Source organism: Streptomyces sp. NBC_00572 (assembly GCF_026341815.1).
In the GTDB taxonomy this organism is placed as follows: domain Bacteria; phylum Actinomycetota; class Actinomycetes; order Streptomycetales; family Streptomycetaceae; genus Streptomyces.
In genome coordinates, this window is record NZ_JAPENX010000001.1 from 3167419 (window position 1) to 3189016 (window position 21598).

At 71.6% G+C, this 21598-nt stretch carries 22 protein-coding genes; 15 read left to right on the forward strand and 7 right to left on the reverse strand.

Annotation, left to right across the window (positions count from 1 at the left end):
• Positions 1 to 120 precede the first annotated feature (120 nt).
• Positions 121 to 915 (reverse strand): class I SAM-dependent methyltransferase, encoded by a 795-nt coding sequence (locus OG514_RS14625; protein WP_266894657.1) that lies wholly within the window; start codon positions 913 to 915, stop codon positions 121 to 123.
• Positions 916 to 1159: 244 nt separating this feature from the next.
• Here OG514_RS14625 and mshA point away from each other — a divergent pair, with 244 nt between their 5' ends.
• The 3 genes from mshA (at position 1160) to OG514_RS14640 (ending at position 4797) form a co-directional block, all read left to right on the forward strand.
• Positions 1160 to 2527: a D-inositol-3-phosphate glycosyltransferase gene (mshA, locus tag OG514_RS14630; RefSeq protein ID WP_266894659.1), complete on the forward strand. Its 1368-nt coding sequence runs from the start codon at positions 1160 to 1162 to the stop codon at positions 2525 to 2527.
• A complete protein-coding gene (locus OG514_RS14635; RefSeq protein WP_266894661.1) occupies positions 2520 to 3032 on the forward strand; it encodes a YbjN domain-containing protein in 513 nt (170 codons plus the stop codon). Before mshA ends, OG514_RS14635 begins: the two co-directional genes overlap by 8 nt.
• Positions 3033 to 3117: 85 nt before the next feature.
• On the forward strand, positions 3118 to 4797 hold the full coding sequence (locus OG514_RS14640) for a glycosyl hydrolase family 28-related protein (protein ID WP_266894663.1): 1680 nt from the start codon (positions 3118 to 3120) through the stop codon (positions 4795 to 4797).
• Here the strand turns inward: OG514_RS14640 and OG514_RS14645 are convergent.
• Positions 4781 to 5761, reverse strand: coding sequence for an AraC family transcriptional regulator (locus OG514_RS14645; protein WP_266894665.1), 981 nt, complete (start codon positions 5759 to 5761; stop codon positions 4781 to 4783). The two genes, OG514_RS14640 and OG514_RS14645, sit on opposite strands and share 17 nt — an antisense overlap.
• Before the next feature lie 106 nt (positions 5762 to 5867).
• Here OG514_RS14645 and OG514_RS14650 point away from each other — a divergent pair, with 106 nt between their 5' ends.
• Complete coding sequence (locus OG514_RS14650) at positions 5868 to 6800, forward strand: MBL fold metallo-hydrolase (RefSeq protein WP_266894666.1); 933 nt, start codon at positions 5868 to 5870, stop codon at positions 6798 to 6800.
• On the opposite strand, the gene OG514_RS14655 is transcribed toward OG514_RS14650, so the two are convergent.
• Positions 6790 to 8097: an MFS transporter gene (locus tag OG514_RS14655; protein ID WP_266894668.1), complete on the reverse strand. Its 1308-nt coding sequence runs from the start codon at positions 8095 to 8097 to the stop codon at positions 6790 to 6792. The genes OG514_RS14650 and OG514_RS14655 overlap by 11 nt on opposite strands.
• 136 nt (positions 8098 to 8233) lie before the next feature.
• Here OG514_RS14655 and OG514_RS14660 point away from each other — a divergent pair, with 136 nt between their 5' ends.
• The 4 genes from OG514_RS14660 to OG514_RS14675 all read left to right on the forward strand — a co-directional run bounded on the left by OG514_RS14660 (position 8234) and on the right by OG514_RS14675 (position 11595).
• The gene (locus OG514_RS14660) at positions 8234 to 8992 is read left to right on the forward strand and encodes a phosphoglyceromutase (RefSeq protein WP_266894670.1); all 759 of its coding nucleotides are present in this window, start codon (positions 8234 to 8236) and stop codon (positions 8990 to 8992) included.
• 219 nt (positions 8993 to 9211) lie between these two features.
• Complete coding sequence (locus tag OG514_RS14665; RefSeq protein ID WP_266894672.1) at positions 9212 to 10573, forward strand: S41 family peptidase; 1362 nt, start codon at positions 9212 to 9214, stop codon at positions 10571 to 10573.
• Positions 10574 to 10695: 122 nt separating this feature from the next.
• Positions 10696 to 11046, forward strand: coding sequence for a hypothetical protein (locus OG514_RS14670; protein WP_266894674.1), 351 nt, complete (start codon positions 10696 to 10698; stop codon positions 11044 to 11046).
• 69 nt (positions 11047 to 11115) lie between these two features.
• The gene (locus OG514_RS14675; RefSeq protein ID WP_266894676.1) at positions 11116 to 11595 is read left to right on the forward strand and encodes a GNAT family N-acetyltransferase; all 480 of its coding nucleotides are present in this window, start codon (positions 11116 to 11118) and stop codon (positions 11593 to 11595) included.
• 93 nt (positions 11596 to 11688) lie between these two features.
• On the opposite strand, the gene OG514_RS14680 is transcribed toward OG514_RS14675, so the two are convergent.
• Both OG514_RS14680 and phoU read right to left on the reverse strand, forming a co-directional pair.
• Entirely contained in the window at positions 11689 to 11841 is a 153-nt protein-coding gene (locus OG514_RS14680) for a hypothetical protein (protein WP_266894678.1), read from the reverse strand.
• Positions 11842 to 12027: 186 nt separating this feature from the next.
• Positions 12028 to 12708, reverse strand: coding sequence for a phosphate signaling complex protein PhoU (gene phoU / locus OG514_RS14685; RefSeq protein ID WP_266894680.1), 681 nt, complete (start codon positions 12706 to 12708; stop codon positions 12028 to 12030).
• A gap of 265 nt (positions 12709 to 12973) precedes the next feature.
• Here phoU and OG514_RS14690 point away from each other — a divergent pair, with 265 nt between their 5' ends.
• Both OG514_RS14690 and OG514_RS14695 read left to right on the forward strand, forming a co-directional pair.
• On the forward strand, positions 12974 to 14203 hold the full coding sequence (locus tag OG514_RS14690; protein WP_266894682.1) for a cell wall metabolism sensor histidine kinase WalK: 1230 nt from the start codon (positions 12974 to 12976) through the stop codon (positions 14201 to 14203).
• Positions 14200 to 14880: a response regulator transcription factor gene (locus OG514_RS14695; protein WP_017242433.1), complete on the forward strand. Its 681-nt coding sequence runs from the start codon at positions 14200 to 14202 to the stop codon at positions 14878 to 14880. Before OG514_RS14690 ends, OG514_RS14695 begins: the two co-directional genes overlap by 4 nt.
• 68 nt (positions 14881 to 14948) lie before the next feature.
• On the opposite strand, the gene OG514_RS14700 is transcribed toward OG514_RS14695, so the two are convergent.
• The gene (locus tag OG514_RS14700; RefSeq protein ID WP_266894685.1) at positions 14949 to 15587 is read right to left on the reverse strand and encodes a DUF461 domain-containing protein; all 639 of its coding nucleotides are present in this window, start codon (positions 15585 to 15587) and stop codon (positions 14949 to 14951) included.
• Between the two features lie 627 nt (positions 15588 to 16214).
• On the opposite strand from OG514_RS14700, the gene OG514_RS14705 reads away from it, so the two are divergent.
• The 5 genes from OG514_RS14705 to rlmB all read left to right on the forward strand — a co-directional run bounded on the left by OG514_RS14705 (position 16215) and on the right by rlmB (position 20857).
• Complete coding sequence (locus OG514_RS14705) at positions 16215 to 16697, forward strand: CarD family transcriptional regulator (RefSeq protein ID WP_003953493.1); 483 nt, start codon at positions 16215 to 16217, stop codon at positions 16695 to 16697.
• 328 nt (positions 16698 to 17025) lie between these two features.
• On the forward strand, positions 17026 to 17775 hold the full coding sequence (gene ispD / locus OG514_RS14710) for a 2-C-methyl-D-erythritol 4-phosphate cytidylyltransferase (protein ID WP_266894687.1): 750 nt from the start codon (positions 17026 to 17028) through the stop codon (positions 17773 to 17775).
• Positions 17765 to 18274 (forward strand): 2-C-methyl-D-erythritol 2,4-cyclodiphosphate synthase, encoded by a 510-nt coding sequence (gene ispF, locus OG514_RS14715; protein ID WP_266894689.1) that lies wholly within the window; start codon positions 17765 to 17767, stop codon positions 18272 to 18274. The genes ispD and ispF overlap by 11 nt, the downstream gene beginning before the upstream one ends.
• A gap of 124 nt (positions 18275 to 18398) precedes the next feature.
• Positions 18399 to 19799 (forward strand): cysteine--tRNA ligase, encoded by a 1401-nt coding sequence (cysS, locus tag OG514_RS14720; RefSeq protein ID WP_266894691.1) that lies wholly within the window; start codon positions 18399 to 18401, stop codon positions 19797 to 19799.
• 98 nt (positions 19800 to 19897) lie between these two features.
• Positions 19898 to 20857 (forward strand): 23S rRNA (guanosine(2251)-2'-O)-methyltransferase RlmB, encoded by a 960-nt coding sequence (gene rlmB / locus OG514_RS14725; RefSeq protein WP_266894693.1) that lies wholly within the window; start codon positions 19898 to 19900, stop codon positions 20855 to 20857.
• 101 nt (positions 20858 to 20958) lie between these two features.
• On the opposite strand, the gene OG514_RS14730 is transcribed toward rlmB, so the two are convergent.
• Positions 20959 to 21591, reverse strand: a complete 633-nt coding sequence (locus OG514_RS14730) for an NUDIX hydrolase (protein WP_266894695.1) — start codon at positions 21589 to 21591, stop codon at positions 20959 to 20961.
• Positions 21592 to 21598: the final 7 nt, after the last annotated feature.

The following is a 21598-nucleotide window of genomic DNA, read 5'->3' on the forward strand; positions in this document are numbered from 1 at the left end:
CGTGCGTGGCGTTCCCGGCGTACGGGAAATTCAGCGGGAGTTAGGGAAAGAAGGGACGCGTGTGGTCGGTCCCGAGGCGCCGGCGCCTCCGGCCTCCGGCTCACCCCTCCGGCCTCCGGCTCACCCCCGAGGCGCCAGCGCCTCCCACCGCACCGTCACCTCGCCCTGGCGCCACCGCCGGGGACCGTCCGTCAGGGGCCAGTCCGCCGCCAGGTCGCGGACGGAGCGGATCCACCGCTGCCGTGCGCCGAGCGAGGCGTACGGGGCCGCCGCCGCCCATGCCCGGTCGAAGTCCCGCAGGAACGCGTGCACCGGCTCGCCCGGCACGTTGCGGTGGATCAGCGCCTTCGGCAGCCGCTCCGCCAGGTCCGAGGGCCGCTCCAGCGAGCCGAGCCGGGTCGCGAAGGTCACCGTCCGAGGGCCGCTCCCGTCGAGCGCCACCCACACGTGCCGGCGCCCGATCTCGTCGCAGGTGCCCTCCACGAGCAGTCCACCGGGTGCGAGCCGCCCGCACAGCCGCCCCCAGACGGCCGCGACCTGCTCCTCGTCGTACTGGCGCAGCACGTTCGCGGCCCGGATCAGGGCGACCCGGCCGGGCACGGGCACCTCGAAGCCGCCGTGCAGGAAGGAGAGGCCCTCGTGTTCGTACGGCTTGGCGGCCTCGACGCGGGCGGGTTCGATCTCGATGCCGTAGAGGCGGGTGCGGGGTTCGGCGGTGCGCAGCCGGGCGAGGAGCTCGACGGCGGTCCAGGGGGCGGCCCCGTACCCGAGGTCCACGGCGAGCGGCGGCTCGGGGGAGCGGCGCAGGGCGGGCCCGTGGACGGCGGCGATCCAGCGGTCCATGCGGCGCAGACGGTTGGGGTTGGTGGTCCCGCGGGTCGGGGTGCCGACGGGGCGGGTGGTGCGCGGGGCCATGCCGAAAGCGTACGGGGTGGGGGTCGGGGGCCCGCGCGCCCCGGCGGTCGCCTGGCCACGCCGGTCATCGCCCGGTCATGCGGGCGATGGCCCGCCCACCCCGGTAATGAATTGGCAAAGTGCCGCGTGTGATGGAAATGAAAGGGTCCATTCCGGTGTTGTCCGGGCCGGAGGGCGCACCACGCCCTCCCGCCGTCATGCCCACGGCGCCCATGCTCAGCCCCCGAGCGGAAGGACGGCCGACGTGAGCCAGTACGTGTCCCGGTTCGCCGGTACCCGGCACCGGCACCCGGCACCGACCCGGCTCCGGCTCCCCGGCCGGAACCGCACCCCGCGCCGCGTGGCCATGCTCAGCGTCCACACCTCCCCGCTGCACCAGCCCGGCACGGGCGACGCGGGCGGCATGAACGTCTACATCGTCGAGCTGGCGAAACGACTCGCCGCCATCGACATAGAGGTCGAGATCTTCACCCGGGCCACCACCGGCGGCCTCCCCCCGGTCGTCGAGCTCACCCCCGGCGTCCTGGTCCGGCACGTCGACGCGGGCCCCTACGAGGGCCTGGCCAAGGAAGAGCTGCCGGCGCAGCTCTGCGCCTTCACGCACGGCGTGATGCAGGCGTGGGCGGGCCACCGCCCCGGCCACTACGACCTGGTCCACTCCCACTACTGGCTCTCCGGCCACGTCGGCTGGCTGGCCGCCGAGCGCTGGGGCGTTCCGCTCGTCCATGCCATGCACACCATGGCGAAGGTCAAGAACGCGGCGCTCGCCGAGGGCGACACGCCCGAGCCCGCGGCCCGGGTGATCGGTGAGACGCAGATCGTCGACGCCGCCGACCGGCTGATCGCGAACACGGCCGAGGAGGCCGACGAGCTCGCCCGCTTCTACGACGCGGACCCCGGCAAGATCGCGGTCGTCCACCCGGGCGTCAACCTCGACCACTTCCGCCCCGCCGACGGCCGCGCCGCCGCCCGCACCCGGCTCGGGCTGCCGCTTGACGCCTTCATCCCGGTCTTCGCCGGCCGCATCCAGCCGCTGAAGGCCCCGGACATCCTGCTGCGCGCCGCCGCCGAGCTCCTGGACAGGGATCCTTCCCTCCGCTCGCGCATGGTCGTTCCTGTGGTCGGCGGCCCGAGCGGCAGTGGTCTCGCGAAGCCGGAGGGGCTGCAGAAGCTTGCCGCGCGGCTCGGCATCGCCGACATCGTGCGCTTTCACCCGCCGGTGGGCCAGGACCGGCTCGCCGACTGGTTCCGGGCGGCGAGCGTCCTCGTCATGCCCTCGTACAGCGAGTCCTTCGGCCTGGTCGCGATCGAGGCGCAGGCGGCCGGGACCCCGGTCGTCGCGGCGGCGGTGGGCGGTCTGCCCGTCGCCGTACGGGACGACGTGACGGGCTTCCTCGTCCAGGGGCACGACCCGGTGGACTACGCCCGCGCGCTGGGCCGGTTCGTGGCGGACCCGTCGCTCTCGGCCCGGATGGGCGCGGCGGCGGCCCTGCACGCCGGGTCCTTCGGCTGGGACACGGCCGCCTCGGGCACGGCCGACGTGTACACGGCTGCCGTGCACGACCATCGGCTGCGCGAGAACCGCCGTCGCGTACGCTCCCACCATGGCTGATCTTGAGGACGTCCGGCGGACCGTCGAGGACACGTTCAAGGACGCGGAACTGGAGTGGGAGTCCCCCGAGCCGGGCTCCTACGTGGTCAAACTCCCCGGCACGCGCAAGCTCTTCACCACGCTGTCGCTGCGCGTCGGCCGCCACTCGCTCTCCCTCAACGCCTTCGTCATCCGCCACCCGGACGAGAACGAGGCGGGCGTCCACCGCTGGCTGCTCGAACGCAACCTCAAGCTGTACGGGGTGAGTTACGCGATCGACGGCCTCGGCGACATCTACCTCGCCGGCAAGCTCCCGCTCGCCGCCGTGACGCCCGAGGAGCTGGACCGGCTGCTCGGCTCGGTCCTGGAGGCGGCGGACGGCGACTTCAACACGCTCCTGGAGCTGGGGTTCGCGTCGGCGATCCGGCGCGAGTACGAGTGGCGGGTCTCGCGCGGCGAGTCGACCCGGAACCTCGACGCGTTCAAGAACCTGACCCAGAAGTCGTCGGAGAAGTCCGCCAACTGACCCCTTCCCGCAAGGGTCTTCTACTGCCATGCTCACGCCCAACGCAGATCTGAACACCGTTCATATATGTGAAGGGCTCAGGTTCATGGCACTCAGCAGAAGGCAGTTCGTCGGCGGCGCGGTGGCGGTGGCGGGAGCGGCGGGCACGACGGGTTTCACCGCACCGGCCCCCGCCCGCCCCACCCCCCTCTGGCGCGAGTTCGAAGCCGCCCCCTACACCCACCCCCAGATCCCGTACGTGGGCCGGGCCGGCGCCCACGGCGGCGCCCGCCGCGCGCCCCGCCCCCGCGTCGTCGCGAACGTCCTCACCTACGGGGCCACCCCGGACGCCCGTCGCGGAGCGACCGATGTGCACGGCACCGACTCGGCGCCCGCGATCAACCGCGCCCTCGCGGAGGCGGGGGAGCGCGGCGGCGGCACGGTCCTCCTGCCGCCGGGCACGTACCGGATCGACGACTACCTGCGGATCGGCCACAGCGGGGTCGTCCTGCGCGGCGCGGGCTCCGGCCGCACGACCCTGCTCGCCACCCGGAACCTCACCGAACTGATCGGCCCGTACGGCTCCCGCTACGGCGGCGACAAGTCCTCCTGGTCCTGGGCCGGCGGCCTCATCTGGCTCTCCCCGTGGGCTCGGCACGCCTCCCTCGTCGCCGCGATACGGGACCGGGCCTGGCCCTTCGAGGGCTGGACCGGCAACCGCCGCGACGAGTGGACCACCCTGACGGCCGTCCGCCCGGCCCGCCGGGGCGACCGCTCGGTGACGGTCGAGGACCCCTCGGCACTCCGGCGCGGCCAACTGGTCGTCCTCCGCCTCGCCGACGACCCCGACCACACCCTCCTGGAGCACATGGCGGGCGGCGGTCCGGGCCCGGAGGCGTACACCTGGGACGACAAGACGAAGCTGACCAGCTACGTCCCCTACGAGTGGCCCGTACGGATCACCGCCGTGCGCGGTCGGACGGTGACCCTGGAACGCCCGCTTCCCCTCGACGCGCGCCCGGAGTGGGACCCCCGACTGGTCTCAGGGACCGAGGCGCTCACCGACTCGGGGGTGGTGGGCCTGACCCTGGAGGCGGTGGAGACGCCGCAGTCCCCGCACCTCCTCGACAAGGGCTACAACGGCGTCACCTTCCAGTGCGCGTACGACTGCTGGGCGGAGGACGTGGTGGTCCGCCACGTCGACAACGGCTTCGGGTTCGTCGCCGCCTCCGCCTGCACCCTGCGCCGCACACGGGTGGAGGGACGGGGCGCCCACCACCCGTACTTCTGCCGGGAGGGCGCGCACGACAACCTGGTCGAGGACTTCCGCATCGCGGCCCGTACGGTCCCGGCGCCGGCCGGCACCCAGCTCCACGGCATCAACGTCGAGGGCCTGTCCAGTCACAACGTCTGGTCGCGCGGCGTGATGGAGATGGGCACCTTCGACACCCACCGGGGCATGCCCTTCGCGAACGTACGGACCGAGATCACGGTCGAGAACAACGGCCGCCACGGCGGCGACGCCTCGGCGGGTCCCCTCTACGGTGCCCGTTTCACGCACTGGAACGTGATGGTGACGAACGGCCGGGCCGGCCTGGTGAAGATCGACACCATCGCCCCGTACAGCGCGACGGTCGGGATCAGTGAGGTCCGCGAGTTCGACCAGACCGACGTCCCGGACTTCACCGGCGACCTCCACGCGCGCGTGGAGGCGTACGGAAGCCCGGGATCGGTGCACCCGAGGAACCTGTACGAGGCACAGCGCGCGCTCAGCCGTCGGCGGTAGCCGCGCCCAGCCGCGTCCGGTACTGCCCGGGGGTCGTGCCGAACTCCCGGCGGAAGGCGTGCGAGAGGGCGTACGGCGTGCTGTAGCCGACGCGTCGGGCGACGGAGGCCAACGGGTCCCGGGTGTCCCGGAGCAGGGCGGCGGCGCGGGTGAGCCGCCACCAGGTGAGGTACGCCATCGGGGGCCGGCCGACCAGGGCGGTGAAACGGCGGGCCAGGGTGGGGCGGGAGACGCCCGCCTCGGCCGCGAGCAGGTCGTTGGTCCAGGGGGCGGCCGGGTCGGTGTGCAGGGCCCGCAGCGCGGCGGCGGTCACGGGATCGCCCAGGGCGGCGGGCCAGGTCCCGGCCGTTCCGGCCCGGCTCGCAGGGCCGGCGTTCTCGGCCGTCCAGGAACGGATCATGTAGACGAGGAGCAGGTCGAGCAGGCTCGGCAGCGCGACCCCGGAGCCGGGAAGCCGCTCGCCCACCTCGCGGCCGAGCAGGTCGATGGCGGAGCGGAGGCCGGGATCGGCACGGTCGGTGCCGTCCGCGGCCCGGTTCGGCAGATGGACGAGCGCGGGTAGCTCCGCCAGGAGCGGGTGGACATGGCTGCGGTCGAGCCGGTACTTGCCGCACAGCATCTCGACCGCGGTGCCGTCCTCGGTGGCGACGGGTGGGGGCGGCCGCGAACCGGTCCCGTCCAGCCACCGCTCGAAGGACACCGCGCGCGCGAGCCGCGCCGCGTCGGCCGGCCCTTCGGCGATCACGTGTCCCGTCCCGTGCGGCAGCAGGACGGCGTCGCCCGGACCGAGTTCGACCGGATCACCCCCGTCGGGCAGCAGCCAGCAGTTCCCCTCCAGGACGACGTGGAAGCCCGCTCCGTCGTATGGGGCGAGGCGGGTGCACCAGCTCCCGGCGACCCGCACCCGCTGGGAGGAGGGCCGCCCGATCCGTACGGCCGAGATCGCGTCGCTCACCACGTCCATCGCGCCAGCGTAGTCCCGCCGGACGGATCCAGGGTGAGACGTACGCGTATCCAGTGGAGCCGTACAGGCATTGAGAGGCTCAATCGTGCTCCCTAACGTCGACTGCATGACGTATGAGAGCGCACAGCGCATGGTCCTGGGAGACGTCGAGGTCGTCCGGGTCGTCGAGTGGCAGGGGCCGTTCGCCGGTACCCGCGAGCTGGTCCCCTCGGCCGGCGAGGAGACGTGGAAGGACAACGAGGACTGGCTGGCGCCGGACCACTGGGAGCCGGAGGGCGACCGGGCGGTCATGTCCCTGCAGACGTGGGTGCTGCGCAGCGGGGGCCGGACGATCCTGGTCGACACGGGGGTGGGCAACGGGCGCGAGCGGCCCGGCTCGCCGCAGTTCCACCACTGGCAGGGGGACTTCCTCGGCCTCCTGGAACGGGCCGGCGTCCGACCCGAGGACGTGGACGTCGTCGTCAACACCCATCTCCACGCCGACCACGTCGGCTGGAACACCCGAGCGGCCGAGGGCGCGGAGGGCGCGGAAGGGGAGTGGGTGCCGACCTTCCCGCGCGCCCAGTACCTCGTACCGGCGGCCGACGACGCCCACTTCGGGCCGGACAACGCCTACGGCGGCGGCCTGAGCGAGGACGACCGGCTCGTCTACGAGGACAGCGTCGCACCCCTCCACCGCGCGGGGCGGACCGTGCTCTGGGACGGCGTCCACCGTATCGACGAGCACCTCACCCTGGAGTCCGCGCCCGGGCACACGCCCGGCTCGGCCGTACTGCGGCTCGCGTCGGGCGGAGAGCGGGCGGTGTTCGTCGGGGACCTCCTGCACAGTCCTGTGCAGATCCTCGACCCCGCGCACAACAGCTGCTTCTGCCTGGACGCGGCGGCGGCGTCGGCGAGCCGCCGCCGGATCCTCGAACGGGCCGCCGACGAGCGGGAGCTGGTCGTCCCTGCGCACTTCGGCGGGTCGGGCACCGCCGAAGTGCGCAGGGAGGGGAGCCGGTTCCGTCTCGCGGGGAGGGGTTCCTCCGTCAGGCGCTGACGGAGGACTTGTCGGCGGAGTCGTCCGCGGCGGCCCTGTCCTCGACGCTGTCGCCGGCGGGGCGGTCGAGGACGTCGTGGTCGTCGGCCAGGGCCTTGCGGAGCCGGAGGCTGTAGCCGACGGCGGCGAGGAGGCCGATCGCGAAGGTCGCCGCCCACAGGACGCCGGGGCCGGGCCCGTCGACGATCGCGCCGGCGCCGATCGGGGCGACGAAACCGGCGACGGCCCACGACATGCCCATGACGCCCTGGTAGCGGCCCCGGGCGTGCTCGGGGGCGAGGCGGGCGGTGGCGGCGGCGTTCGTCGGGACGTGGATCATCTCGCCGACCGTCCAGACGACCACGGTCGCGGCGAAGGCCACCACCGAAGAGCCGGCGAGGGCGGTGGCGCCGGTGCCGACGGCGAAGAGGACGGAGGAGAGGCTGAGCAGGAGGGCGGGGGAGCGCTTGTCGGTCAGCTTGTTGACGAGCAGCTGGAAGCCGACGATCACGATGCCGTTGACGGCGATGACGACGCCGTAGGAGGAGGGGGAGAGGCCCTTGTCCGCCATGGTGAGGGGGAGGCCGATCCAGGGGGCGGTGAAGACGACGCAGACGAAGAGATTGAGGAGGACGAGGGTGCGGAAAGGGGCGTCGCGCAGCACGGTGAACATGCTGACCTTGGCTTCGACGACCGGCTTGCCCGCCTTGTCGGTCCGGGCCTCGGGGCGGGTCTCGGGGAGGCGGAGGAAGACGATGACGGCGCACAGGACGGTGGCGATGGCGTCGACGACGAACAGCGTCCGGTAGCCGAGGAAGATCGCGGCGCCGCCGCCGATGGAGGCGATGGCGAAGCCGAGGTTGAGGGCCCAGTAGTTGAGGGCGTAGGCCCGGCGCACGTCGTGGGCGGGGACCATGTCGGCGATGGTGGCGTTGATGGAGGGTCGGACGGCCTGCATGGCGACGCCCATGAGGAGGACGACCGTCGCGATGGCCCAGGCGCTGGTGACGACGGCGAGGGCGGCGGCGGAGGCGGCGGCCGCGAGGTGCATGGTGACCATGGTGGGGCGGCGGCCCCAGCGGTCGGTGAGCGCGCCGCCGAGCGGGGAACCGGCGACGCCGCCGAGGCCGTGGAGGGCGACGACGAGTCCGGCGAACCACGCCGAGTGCCCGAGTTCCACCGTGAGATAGAGGGACAGGAACGTCAGGACGAAAGCCCCGGTCCGGTTGACCAAGGTCGACAGCCAGAGCCACCAGAAGCCCTGCGGAAGTCCGGAAACCGTCGTACGGGCTGATCGTCTGAGCGAGTCGATGGACATGTGTGGCCGGCCCCCTGCTGTGTACGCCTTGATGTAAGTCCCTCTTGCGGCAGTCGTAACTTACGCATCTCAGGTGCCGGACGCCAGCGGATTGACGACGCGCGTCAATCGTCGGCGGTCTATTAGTCTCGTACGCATGGCCGACGCACCGTACAAGCTGATCCTCCTCCGCCACGGCGAGAGCGAGTGGAACGAGAAGAACCTGTTCACCGGTTGGGTGGACGTGAACCTCACCGCGAAGGGTGAGAAGGAGGCGACGCGCGGCGGCGAGCTGCTCAAGGACGCCGGCCTGCTCCCCGACGTACTGCACACCTCCCTCCAGAAGCGCGCCATCCGCACCGCCCAGCTCGCGCTGGAGTCCGCGGACCGCCACTGGATCCCGGTCCACCGCTCCTGGCGCCTGAACGAGCGCCACTACGGCGCCCTCCAGGGCAAGGACAAGGCGCAGACCCTCGCCGAGTTCGGCGAGGAGCAGTTCATGCTGTGGCGCCGCTCGTACGACACCCCGCCGCCGGCGCTCTCGGACGACAGCGAGTACTCGCAGGCGCACGACCCGCGCTACGCGACGATCCCGCCGGAGCTGCGCCCGGACACCGAGTGCCTGAAGGACGTCGTGGAGCGCATGCTCCCGTACTGGTACGACGCGATCGTCCCCGACCTCCTGAACGGTCGCACGGTCCTGGTCGCCGCCCACGGCAACAGCCTCCGCGCCCTGGTCAAGCACCTCGACGGCATCTCGGACGGGGACATCGCGGGCCTCAACATCCCGACGGGCATCCCGCTCGCCTACGAGCTGGACGAGAACTTCAAGCCCCTCAACCCGGGCGGCACCTACCTCGACCCGGAAGCCGCCGCCGCGGCCATCGAGGCGGTCAAGAACCAGGGCAAGAAGTAGCTCCACCCAGCCCCACGCCTGATCAAGGCCCCCACCCCGCGGTTCCTCCGCGGAGTGGGGGCCTTGTTTCGTGTTCGCCGGCCGTCGGGCGGGTGTCCGGGGGGTAGCCCCCGGCCGGGTCGCGGGTCCGCCGGATGGTGGCGGGTGTCTGCCCCGACCATGATCGTTTTCTGGGTCGGGCACCGGCCCGGCACGCCGTGGACGAGAAGGAGACACCGGATGCGACACAAGAGGCTCGGTGGAGCCATGGCCGTGACGGCCGTCATGGCAACGGCCATGGCCGCCGGGACGGTCGGGCCCGCCACCGCGACGGGACGCACGACCGGCCCGACGGGACCGGTCGACGGCGTCTGGCGCGTGGACGGATACGGCACCGTCCTGTCGATCGCCGACGGACATCTGCGGGAGTACCAGACCACGGCGATCAGCTGTGTACCCGGCGAGGAAGCCGTACGGACGGCCCCGGGCACCTACCGCACCGAGGACGGCACCCTGCTCACCGTCCGCCCGCAGGGAACGCTGCACATCGCCGGGTCCACGGGTGACCGCGTACTGCGGCGGCTCGCGGCACTGCCCAGCACCTGTGACCGGACGCTGCCCGACGACCCGTTGACGGCCTTCGACGTCTTCTGGCAGACCTTCGAGGAGAACTACCCCTTCTTCGCGGACAAGGGCATCGACTGGCAGGCCGTCCGGGACACCTATCGCCCCAAGGTCCACGAGGACACCACGAAGGAGGAACTCCTCGCCCTCCTCGACGACATGGTGGCGCCCTTGTACGACGCGCACGTCTCCGTCTCCGACGGGGACCGCCGCTCCCTCCCCCACTTCCGGCCCGGCACCACGAGCAGGCCCGATCTCCTGGACAGCAGGGCCAAGGAGCACATCGTCCGGCGGGACCTCGGCGGGACGGAGCCGCAGGAGTTCGGCAACGGCCGGATCTCCTATGCCGACCTGCCCGACGGTCAGGGCTACCTGCGGATCTCCGGATTCGCCGGATACGACCGTGGCGACCGCACGTACGCCGGCCAGCTCGCCGTACTGGACCGGGCGCTGGACACCGTCCTCACCCGCGAGCGTACGGCCTCCCTCCAAGGGCTGATCATCGACCTCCGGGTCAACGGCGGCGGCGACGACGCCCTGGGCCTGCACCTCGCCGGGCGCCTGACCGACACCCCGTACGTCGCGTACCGCAAGCGCACCAGGGACACCCCGCCGCAGGCCGTCCGGGTGGAGCCGGCCCGCCACACCCCCCGGTACACCGGCCCCGTCGCCGTGCTCACGGCCGACACGACGTTCAGCGCGGGGGAGACCTTCACCCAGGCCCTCATCGACCGGCCCGGCCGGACCGTCCGCGTCGGGGCACCGACCCAGGGCGTCTTCTCGGACGTCCTGGAACGCTCGCTCCCGAACGGCATGGCCTTCCTGCTCCCGAACGAGGAGTTCCTGACCCGTACGGGGAGGACCTTCGACATCACCGGGATCCCCCCGCACCTTCCGGCGCCGGTCTTCACCGAGGAGGAGTTCCGGCAGAACCGGGACTCGGCCTTCGACACGGCAGCCGCGGCGCTGAAGCGCTGAAGCGCCCCCGGACGGGTGAGGGCGAAACCTTCCGGCACGGGCTCCCCGCATGGCGGCCGCGAGGGAGAGGTACGGGTGCGGAGGAACCTGCTTCCTCCCCCCCCCATGAAACGAGAACTGTCGTGCGTCTCCGGCACTCCCTCGCCGCTGTCTGCGGTGCCCTCGCCCTCACCGCCACGCTCGCCTCCCCCGCCCACGCCGCCACCGGCGACTTCAGCTACCGGTTCGTCGGGCTCGACGGGTACCCGCAGTCGGTCACGCTTCACGACCCGGCCGGCCCGGAGTGCATCACGATTCCCGAGGCGGCCGACCCCGGATCCTCCGAGCCCGCGTTCGCGCCGCACAACGACACCGACGCCCACGCGATCGTCTTCACCGAGCCCGACTGCACCGGCGACTCCTGGACCCTCCGCCCCCACGGCCGCCCGGCCTCCGACCGCCTGAAGCTCCGCTCGGTCTGGTTCGCCGGCTGAGAGCCGGCCGGGCCGGGGCCTGCGTAACTCGCTAGGAGAACGCCCGCCCCCGCCGCTACCGTCCAGGTCATGAGTACCCGTACCCACCCCTCACTCCGCCTGGAGAAGGTCACCCCCGCCACCGTCGACGCCGCCCTCGACCTGCGGGTCCACCCCCATCAGGAGCAGAACGTCTCCCCCGTCTCGCGCTCCCTCGCGGAGGCGTACGCCTTCGGGGACGCGGCCTGGCCGCGGCTGATCTTCGACGGCGACCGGCTCGTCGGCTTCCTGATGGCCTTCCTCGACCTCCCCTGGAACGAGAAGAAGGACCCCACCGACCGGCGCAGCGGTCTCTGGCGACTCAACATCGCCGCCGATGTGCAGGGCAAGGGGTACGGGCGCTTCGCCGTCGAAGCCGTCCGCGACGAGCTGCGGCGGCGCGGCGAACAGCGCCTGTACGTCACCTGGGCACCCGGGGACACCGGCCCCGGCGCCTTCTACGAGCGCCTCGGTTTCCGTACGACGGGGGAGACCTCGGGCGACCAGGTCGTCGGCGTCCTGGACGTATAGCGCGGGACACGTCCTGGACATGTGGCCCGGGGCACAGAGAGGGGGTGGGGTGCGGATGCAGCACCCCCGCACCCCACCCCCCGACCCGTTCCGTCAGCCCGAGCAGCCGCCGCACTGGCACGGGGCACCCGACTGGCAGCCGCAGCCGCAGCCCGAGCCGCACCCGCAGGCGCCCAGCAGCGGCAGGTGCACCACCTCGCGCGGAGCCTCCGGCCCGGAATCGTTCGTCATGGGGGATTCGGCCATGGGGGTCCCTCCCTTTCGAGGCGCACGTCGCCTCCCCCCATTGCATGCCCACCCGGGCGGGCGCATCAACGGCGCATCGGCGCCCGTACGCCAGTACGCCCGTGTGCGTGGGCACGTGGGCACCCGGGCGCGCAGGGACTGCCCGGCGGACCACGGCCACGACGACCTTGATCCGCCGGACGGACGCTACGCGCCCTCGACCGGCGCGTCCGCCGCCTGCAGCTCGTCCGCGTGCTCACCCGTCACCAGGTACACCACACGCTTCGCCACCGACACCGCGTGGTCGGCGAACCGCTCGTAGTAACGGCCGAGCAGCGTCACGTCGACCGCCGTCTCGATGCCGTGCTTCCAGCGGTCGTCGATCAGGTGCTGGAAGAGCGTCCGGTGCAGCAGGTCCATCTCGTCGTCGTCCTGCTCCAGCTGGAGCGCCAGGTCGACGTCCTTCGTGATGATGACCTCCGCCGCCTTCGCCATCAGGCGCTGCGCCAGCTGTCCCATCTCCAGGATGGTCGCGTGCAGGTCCCGCGGCACCGCCGACTCCGGGAACCGCAGCCGCGCCAGCTTCGCCACGTGCTGCGCCAGGTCGCCCGAGCGCTCCAGGTCGGCGCTCATGCGCAGCGAGGTCACCACGATCCGCAGATCCGTCGCCACCGGCTGCTGCCGCGCGAGCAGCGCTATCGCCCGGGCCTCCAGGTCGTGCTGGAGGTCGTCGACCTTCTGGTCCGCCGCGATCACGCTCTCCGCGAGCTTGAGATCCGCGTCGAGCATCGCCGTCGTGGCGCGCCCGACCGCCGACCCGACGAGCCGGGCCATCTCGACCAGGCTTTCACCGATCGAGTCCAGTTCCTCGTGGTACGCGTCCCGCATGGATGTCCCTCTCTACGCAAAGCTCCGGGGTCCGGGTGGGGCTTCGGACCCCCACGCTCCCACGTTCGGCCCCCTACGCGTCCGGTTCCACCCCCTCACATGAACCGGCACTTTCCCCAAGGTGAACTCTGGGCGACACGCGCCACCGCGCCGGTCAGGGCAAATGAACCAGCCCCGTCTCCACGGTGAACTCTGGGCGACGACTGTTCGAGCAGCCACTCGGACGGCTGGGAGGGAGTCGTCGGGCCCGCATAACCTTGGGGGCATGGACGTGAACGCGGCGGTTGCCGCATTGGCCGCGATCGCCGGCGTGTGCACCGGCGTGATCGCCATGCTGGCGTTCCGCTGGAGCGAGCGCGACCAGGCGAGACCCACCCGAACCTCACTGCACACCGACGCCGTGCTCCCGCCCGGCGTCGACACCGTGCTGTCCGTGCTGCGCTCCTCCGCGGTCGTCCTCGACGAGAGCGACTCCGTGGTGAAGGCCAGCTCGGCGGCGTACGCGCTCGGCCTGGTCCGAGGCGGGAAACTGGCCGTGGAGCCCATGCTCAACATGGCCCGCGACACCCGCCGCGACGGAGAGATACGGCAGGTCGAGCTGGACCTGGCGCGGCGCGGCAGCGGACGCGGCGAGGCCCTCGCCGTCTCCGCCCGGGTCGCCCCGCTGGGCTCGCGCCTGGTGCTGCTGCTGGTCGAGGACCTCACCGAGGCCCGTCGTATCGAAGCGGTACGGCGCGACTTCGTCGCCAACGTGAGCCATGAGCTCAAGACCCCGACGGGCGCGCTCTCCCTGCTCTCCGAGGCGGTCATGGACGCCTCGGACGACCCCGAGGCGGTCACCCGCTTCGCCGGCCGCATGCAGATAGAGGCGACCCGCCTCACCAACCTCGTACAGGAGCTCATCGACCTCTCCCGCGTGCAGAACGACGACCCGCTGGAGGACTCCGAGCCCGTGTCCGTGGACGAACTCGTCGCCGAGGCGATCGACCGCTCCCGGCACACCGCCTCCACCAAGCAGATCACCATGGTCTCCGGAGGAGAAGCCGATCTGCGGGTCTGGGGGAGTCGCGGCCAGCTCGCCGCCGCCCTCGGCAACCTCGTCGAGAACGCGGTCAACTACTCACCGGCCCGTACGCGGGTGGGCATCGCCGCCCGCCGCGTAGCCGCCCCGGCCGGCGACCTGATCGAGATAGCCGTCACCGACCAGGGCATAGGGATCCCCGACAAGGACAAGGAGCGCGTCTTCGAGCGCTTCTACCGCGTCGACCCGGCCCGCTCCCGTGCCACCGGCGGTACGGGGCTCGGCCTGGCCATCGTCAAGCACGTGGCCGCCTCCCACGGCGGAGAGGTCACCGTCTGGAGCACCGAGGGTCAGGGCTCCACCTTCACCTTGCGGCTGCCCGAGGCGGGCGCCGTACGGGACCGCCGACCCGCCTCGTCCCCCACCCCTGATCTCATGACCGAACCGCTTCCTGCCCCGGAGGTCCTTCCGTGACCCGAGTGCTCGTCGTCGAGGATGAGGAATCCTTCAGCGACGCCCTGTCCTACATGCTTCGCAAAGAGGGCTTCGAGGTCGCCGTAGCGGCGACCGGGCCCGACGGTCTCGACGAGTTCGAGCGCAACGGGGCCGACCTCGTCCTCCTCGACCTGATGCTTCCGGGGCTGCCCGGTACCGAGGTGTGCCGTCAGCTGCGCGGCCGCTCGAACGTCCCGGTCATCATGGTGACCGCCAAGGACAGCGAGATCGACAAGGTCGTCGGGCTGGAGATAGGAGCCGACGACTACGTGACGAAGCCCTTCTCCTCGCGGGAGCTGGTCGCCCGCATCCGCGCGGTCCTGCGCCGCCGCGGTGAGCCGGAGGAGGTCACCCCCGCGGCCCTGGAGGCCGGCCCGGTCCGTATGGACGTCGACCGCCACGTGGTGACGGTCTCGGGCGGCAAGGTCGACCTGCCCCTGAAGGAGTTCGACCTCCTGGAGATGCTGCTGCGCAACGCGGGCCGTGTGCTGACCCGTATGCAGCTCATCGACCGGGTCTGGGGCGCGGACTACGTCGGCGACACCAAGACCCTCGACGTCCACGTCAAGCGCCTCCGCGCCAAGATCGAGCCGGACCCGGGCGCCCCGCGCTACCTGGTCACGGTCCGAGGCCTGGGCTACAAGTTCGAGCCGTAGAAAGCGGTGCATGCGTGAAGGGCGCCTCCCCGCCGGGGAGGCGCCCTTCACGCATGCCTGCGTACGGGTCAGTGACCGGCCGCGTGGCTCGCCTCGCCCGACGGCTCGCCGGAGGCCTCGCCGCCGTGCTCACCCTCCGCCGCGCCCGAGGGCGTCGCGGTGGCGGTCGGCTGGGTGCCCGGGGGCGCCGGGAGGATGGTCGGGCCGAAGTCCTTGAAGTAGCTGGTCGCCGGGACGACGAAGGCGCTGAGGCTCACGTCGCCGGTCTGGCTCAGCTTGAAGACGACCTGCTGCGCGTCACCGTCGCGGGCGGCCTCGCTGCCGTTCTCGATGACGGCGGAGGCGTTGCCCTCGCCGCCGATCACGACGGAGCCGCCGGCCGGGACGACGATCGGGCCGGCGCCCGTGGCCGACTTCAGCGCCACGGTGGCGCTGCTGCCCTGGAGGGAGATGGCGTCGAGCGTCTGGGGCTGGTCACCGTTGTTGAAGACGGTGGCCGAGACGGCGGCCGGGCCCTTGGCCACGTCCAGCGGCTGGGTGATCACGAGCGCGTTCTGGATCTTGACATCGCCCACCGTGACGGCGGCGTTGTCCGGCTTGATTTCGAGCGTCTGCGCGTCGTTGCCCGCTCCACAGGCGGACAGCGCGGCGATGGAGAAAACGATGGCGGTGGCGGCGAGGGCGCCGCGTCGAAGGCTGCGGCTCACGGCGGCGGCATCTCCTAGGACGTACGGACAAGCTACGGACAGGCTTGGAACTAAAGACCAACTAAGGGTGTGTCAGCGCGCTCAGGTTACCGAGCCGCACTCTCCGTCCCGCACCCGACCCGCCCCTAACCGGCCATGGGGTCCCCGGGGCGGTCCCGCGAGCCGTCCACCGCTCTCGCCGCGCACCGGCGGCCGTGGCCGGATCACGACCCATTGACCTGTTGTTCACATAACCGCCTTGATCAATTCGAGGGCCGCCCCGCATTCCCCGCAGCCGTGCCTCCGGAAAAACCCGGACCCGCGTCGGCTGATCAATTACGGAATCACCCGGTGATGCATCCGTACGGGTGGACGATCCTCGAACGGAGTACGTTGGGAAGGCCACTCCGAACCCGACAAAACGGGGCATCGGACCTCCTTGGAGGGGCTGCGGGTAGGTGTAACGTGCGCGTTTCTCTCCGTCCGCGCAGCCGCTCCGACCTGCGAATACCGCCTTCCGGAAGCCCTCCGCAGCACGTCCGTGTTGCTGTTGTCAAGCCCCGAGATATGCCCTGACCTGCGAAAACGCCATTCAGAAGAAGCCGTATCCGTGTTACCCTGGATAGCCACGGAAGGGGTACCTGTCACATGACGTTCAAGGTTGGCGACACCGTGGTCTATCCCCATCACGGGGCCGCGCTGATCGAGGCCATCGAAACTCGCCAGATCAAAGGCGTGGACAAGACCTACTTGGTGCTCAAGGTCGCGCAGGGCGACCTGACTGTTCGCGTGCCTGCGGACAATGCGGAGTTCGTTGGTGTTCGCGACGTAGTCGGTCAGGACGGGCTGGACCGGGTCTTCGAGGTGCTTCGCGCGCCGTACGCCGAAGAGCCGACGAACTGGTCTCGTCGCTACAAGGCAAATCTCGAGAAGCTCGCCTCCGGCGATGTCATCAAGGTCGCCGAAGTAGTCCGCGACCTGTGGCGGCGCGAGCGCGAGCGCGGTCTCTCCGCCGGTGAGAAGCGCATGCTCGCCAAGGCTCGGCAGATCCTGGTCAGCGAGCTGGCCCTCGCGGAGAACACGAACGAGGACAAGGCCGAGGCTCTCCTCGACGAGGTCCTCGCGTCCTGAGCGTGCTCTGACGACATCCGAGCGCGCTCACAAGTGAAGCGATGCCGCGGTGCCCGCTGGCGTGCTGTGATCCACACAGTGCTGCCGCCGGGCGCTGCGGCATGTTCATGTACGTACTGTCTGTCACGTACGGCATGCATGCGTACGCCACGTACGCATGCATGCCGTACGTCCACATCCCCCTCTTACTTACTCACGTCCGAACCCCTGTGCTCGGGCGGCACGCCTCGACCGTCGTCACGGAAAGGGCCCGGTCAAGGCGGAGCGTCCGGCACGGTGAGGCCATACCCATGTCGGCCGCGGAAACAAACCTGCCGGAGTGCAACCGATGTCAGACGAAGCGCGTCCTTCTCGTACCGCCGTGGTGATCCCGGCGGCCGGACGGGGCGTACGCCTCGGTCCGGGGGCCCCCAAGGCGCTGCGCGCGCTGAACGGCACCCCCATGCTCATCCACGCCGTCCGTGCGATGGCCGCCTCCCGCGCGGTCTCGCTGGTGGTTGTGGTCGCCCCCTCCGACGGCGCCGCAGAGGTCAAGAACCTCCTCGACGCCCACGCCCTCCCCGAGCGGACCGACTACCTCGTCGTGCCCGGCGGTGACACCCGGCAGGAGTCCGTGCACCTCGGCCTCCAGGCGCTCCCCGAGGGCATCACCACAGTCCTCGTCCACGACGCCGCCCGCCCGCTCGTCCCCGTCGACACCGTCGACGCGGTCATCGAGGCGGTCCGGGACGGGGCCGTCGCCGTCGTCCCCGCGCTGCCCGTCGCCGACACGGTCAAGGAGGTCGAGCCGGCCGAGAAGCCGGGCGACCCCGAGCAGGTCGTCGCCACCCCGGTCCGGGCCCGTCTCCGGGCCGTCCAGACCCCGCAGGGCTTCGACCACGACACCCTGGTCAACGCCCACGCCACCGTCGCCCTCACCGGTGAGGGCGCCACCGACTGCGCCGGCATGGTCGAGCGGCTCGGCGCGCCCGTCGTCGTCGTGCCCGGCCACGAAGAGGCGTTCAAGGTGACCCGTCCCCTCGACCTCGTCCTCGCCGAGGCCGTACTCGCCCGCAGGAGGGCCAACGATGGCTTCTGATCTCCCCCTCGTCCCGCTCGTCGGCATCGGTACCGACGTCCACGCCTTCGAGAAGGGCCGCGAACTCTGGTGCGCCGGTCTTCTCTGGGACGCCGACGAGAACGGCGGGTACGGCCTCGCCGGGCACTCCGACGGTGACGTCGCCGCCCACGCCGCCTGCGACGCGCTCTTCTCCGCCGCCGGCATCGGCGACCTCGGCGCCCACTTCGGCACCTCGCGTCCCGAGTACTCCGGTGCCTCCGGCGTCACCCTCCTCGCGGAGGCCGCCCGGATCGTCCGCGCCGAGGGCTTCGAGATCGGCAACATCGCGGTCCAGGTCGTCGGTGTCCGCCCCAAGGTCGGCAAGCGGCGCGACGAGGCCCAGAAGGCACTGGGCGAGGCGGCCGGCGCACCGGTCTCGGTCTCCGGCACGACCACGGACGGCCTCGGTCTGACAGGGCGCGCGGAGGGCCTCGCGGCGCTCGCGACGGCGCTCGTGTACCGGGTGGCACGCCCGTAACCGCGTTCCGGAGCGGCGGTCGTCATGTTCACCGGTACCGGCATCCACCGGTACCGGTGAAAAACGTCATCGGAGACGGGGAACAGGTATCGGGGCACTACCACACGCCCACTACCCTGGAGTGGTGACTATTCGCCTGTACGACACCAGCGCCCGGCAGATCCGTGACTTCACCCCGCTCACGCCGGGCTGCGTCTCGATCTACCTCTGTGGCGCCACCGTCCAGGCGGCCCCGCACATCGGACACATCCGGTCGGGGCTGAACTTCGACATCATGCGCCGCTGGTTCGCCTACCGCGGCTACGACGTCACGTTCATCCGCAACGTCACCGACATCGACGACAAGATCATCGCCAAGGGCGCGGACCAGGGCCGCCCCTGGTGGTCCATCGGCTACGAGAACGAGCGCGCGTTCAACGCGGGCTACGACGCCCTCGGTTGCCTGCCGCCGACGTACGAGCCCCGCGCCACCGGGCACGTCCCCGAGATGATCGAGATGATGCGCGGCCTCATCGAGCGCGGTCACGCGTACGAGGCCGACGGCAGCGTCTACTTCGACGTGCGGTCCTTCCCGGGCTACCTGCAGCTGTCCAACCAGGACATCGACGACCTGCGCCAGCCCACCGAGGACGGCATCACCGGCAAGCGCGACCCGCGCGACTTCGCCATGTGGAAGGCCACCAAGCCGGGCGAGCCCGACTGGGAGACCCCCTGGGGCCGCGGCCGTCCCGGCTGGCACCTGGAGTGCTCGGCGATGGCCCACAAGTACCTGGGCTCCGCCTTCGACATCCACGGCGGCGGTCTCGACCTGATCTTCCCGCACCACGAGAACGAGATCGCCCAGGCCAAGGCCTTCGGCGACGACTTCGCCTCGTACTGGGTGCACAACGCCTGGGTCACCATGGCCGGCGAGAAGATGTCGAAGTCGCTCGGCAACAGCGTGCTGGTGTCCGAGATGGTGAAGAACTGGCGCCCCATCGTCCTGCGCTACTACCTGGGCACCCCGCACTACCGCTCGATGATCGAGTACAGCGAGGAGTCCCTGCGCGAGGCCGAGTCGGCGTTCGCCCGCATCGAGGGCTTCGTCCAGCGCGCCACCGAGAAGGCCGGGAAGGACGTCGCCCCCGCCGCCGAGGTGCCGCCGGCCTTCGCCGAGGCCATGGACGACGATCTGGGCGTGCCGCACGCGCTCGCGATCATCCACACCACCGTCCGCCAGGGAAACAGCGCCCTCGCCGCGGACGACAAGGACGAGGCCATCGCCCGCCTCGCCGAGGTCCGTGCCATGCTCGGCGTCCTCGGCCTGGACCCGCTCGACCCGCACTGGGCCGAGGAGACCGGTGGCGGCGAAGAGCTTCACGGCGCCGTCGACACCCTCGTACGGCTCGTGCTGGAGCAGCGCGAATCGGCGCGTGAGCGCAAGGACTGGGCGACCGCGGACGCGATCCGCGACCAGCTCAACCAGTCCGGCCTCGCCATCGAGGACAGCCCCGACGGCCCCCGCTGGACGCTGGGCAACCGTTAGAAGACGTGCCGCTCGGGCCTCCGGGCGGCACACTTCAGTTACAGACCTTGTACGAGGGCCAGTGTGCCTCCGTACGCAACACCGAGGATTAGGTAGTCATGGCCGGGAACAGCCAGCGCAGGAACCGTCGTACGTCCAACAAGAAGGGTGCGACGGTCGGCAGCGGTGGCCAGCGGCGCAAGGGCCTCGAAGGCAAGGGCCCGACACCCAAGGCCGAGAACCGCAAGGGCCACAAGGCGTTCCGCGTCACCAACGCGATGACCCGGAACGCGGCCAAGCGCAAGCCGGTCGTCCGCCGCGGCGGCAAGGGCCAGTCCGAGATGGTCGTCGGCCGCAACCCGGTCTTCGAGGCCCTGCGCGACGGCGTGCCCGCCACGACCCTCTACGTGCAGCAGTTCATCGACAACGACGAGCGCGTGCGCGAGGCCCTGAACCTCGCCACCGGCCGCGGCAACATCAACATCATGGAGGCGCCGCGCCCCGAGCTCGACCGCATGACGAACGGCCTGAACCACCAGGGCCTCGTCCTCCAGGTGCCGCCGTACGAGTACGCGCACCCCGAGGACCTCGTCACGGCCGCGTTCGACGACCACGACGACCCGCTGATCGTGGCCCTCGACGGCATCACCGACCCGCGCAACCTCGGCGCCGTCGTCCGCTCCGTCTCCGCCTTCGGCGGCCACGGCGTCGTCGTCCCCGAGCGCCGCGCCGCCGGTATGACCGCCGGTGCCTGGAAGACCTCGGCCGGCACCGCCGCCCGTACCCCGGTCGCCCGCGCCACCAACCTGACGCGCTGCCTGGAGCAGTACCAGAAGGCCGGTGTCACGGTCGTCGGCCTCGCCGCCGACGGTGACCGCGACGTGCACGAGCTGGCGGAGCTGGGCGGTCCGGTCGTCATCGTCGTCGGCTCCGAGGGCAAGGGCCTGTCCCGCCTGGTCGGCGAGACCTGCGACTTCCTCGTCCGCATCCCGATGCCGGGCGGCGCCGAGTCGCTCAACGCCGGTGTCGCCGCCGGTGTCGTGCTCTACGAGGCGGCCCGCCGCCGGATGGCCCGCTGACACCGGCTCGGTAGCCCACCGGCCCGGAAAACTCACCGGCCCGGAAAGCCACCGCCCGGTGGCTCACCGGCAGGACACCCCTCGCCGTACCCGCGCCCGCCTCAGGCCGTCAGGCCCGCCAGGCGGGCGCGGGTCATCGTGGCGATGGTGAAGGCGTCCGTGATGCGGCCGTCGGCGATCATCCCCTCCGCCTCCGCGAAGGGGATCGTCAGCGATCTCCGGATGGCCTCCGCCTCCGCCAGTCGGCCGATCGCGTCGATCCGGGCCGCGAAGAGCAGGACGCGATCGCCCGTCATCCCGCTGTCCGGATGCAGCTCGCCCAGCGGGATCAGCTCCTCCACCCGCGCCCCGATCTCCTCGTCCACCTCCTTCGCCGCGTTCTCCGCGCTCGACAGGCCCCGGGTGCCGAAGCCCCGGGGCAGCTCCCACTGCCAGGACCGGGTGGCGTGCCGGTAGTGCTCGATGAGCACCATCCGGTCGCCGAGCAGCGGCAGCACGACACAGCCGGGCTCGGCCGCCGCGCTCAGGGCGCGGATGTACGTGCCCTCCCGGCCGTCCGGGAAGCGCACCGGGTCCCGGACGAGCAGGACGTACGGATCCTGGTAGAGCACCCCTCCGGCGGCCGCGACCGCGTCCGGGTCGGTGAGGATCTCGATGCCGCCCGGCTCGTTGCGGAACAGCTCCGGCCGCTCGGCGCGCAGCTGCTCGTAGCGGCGCGCGGGTTCCATGCTCATGCGCGGA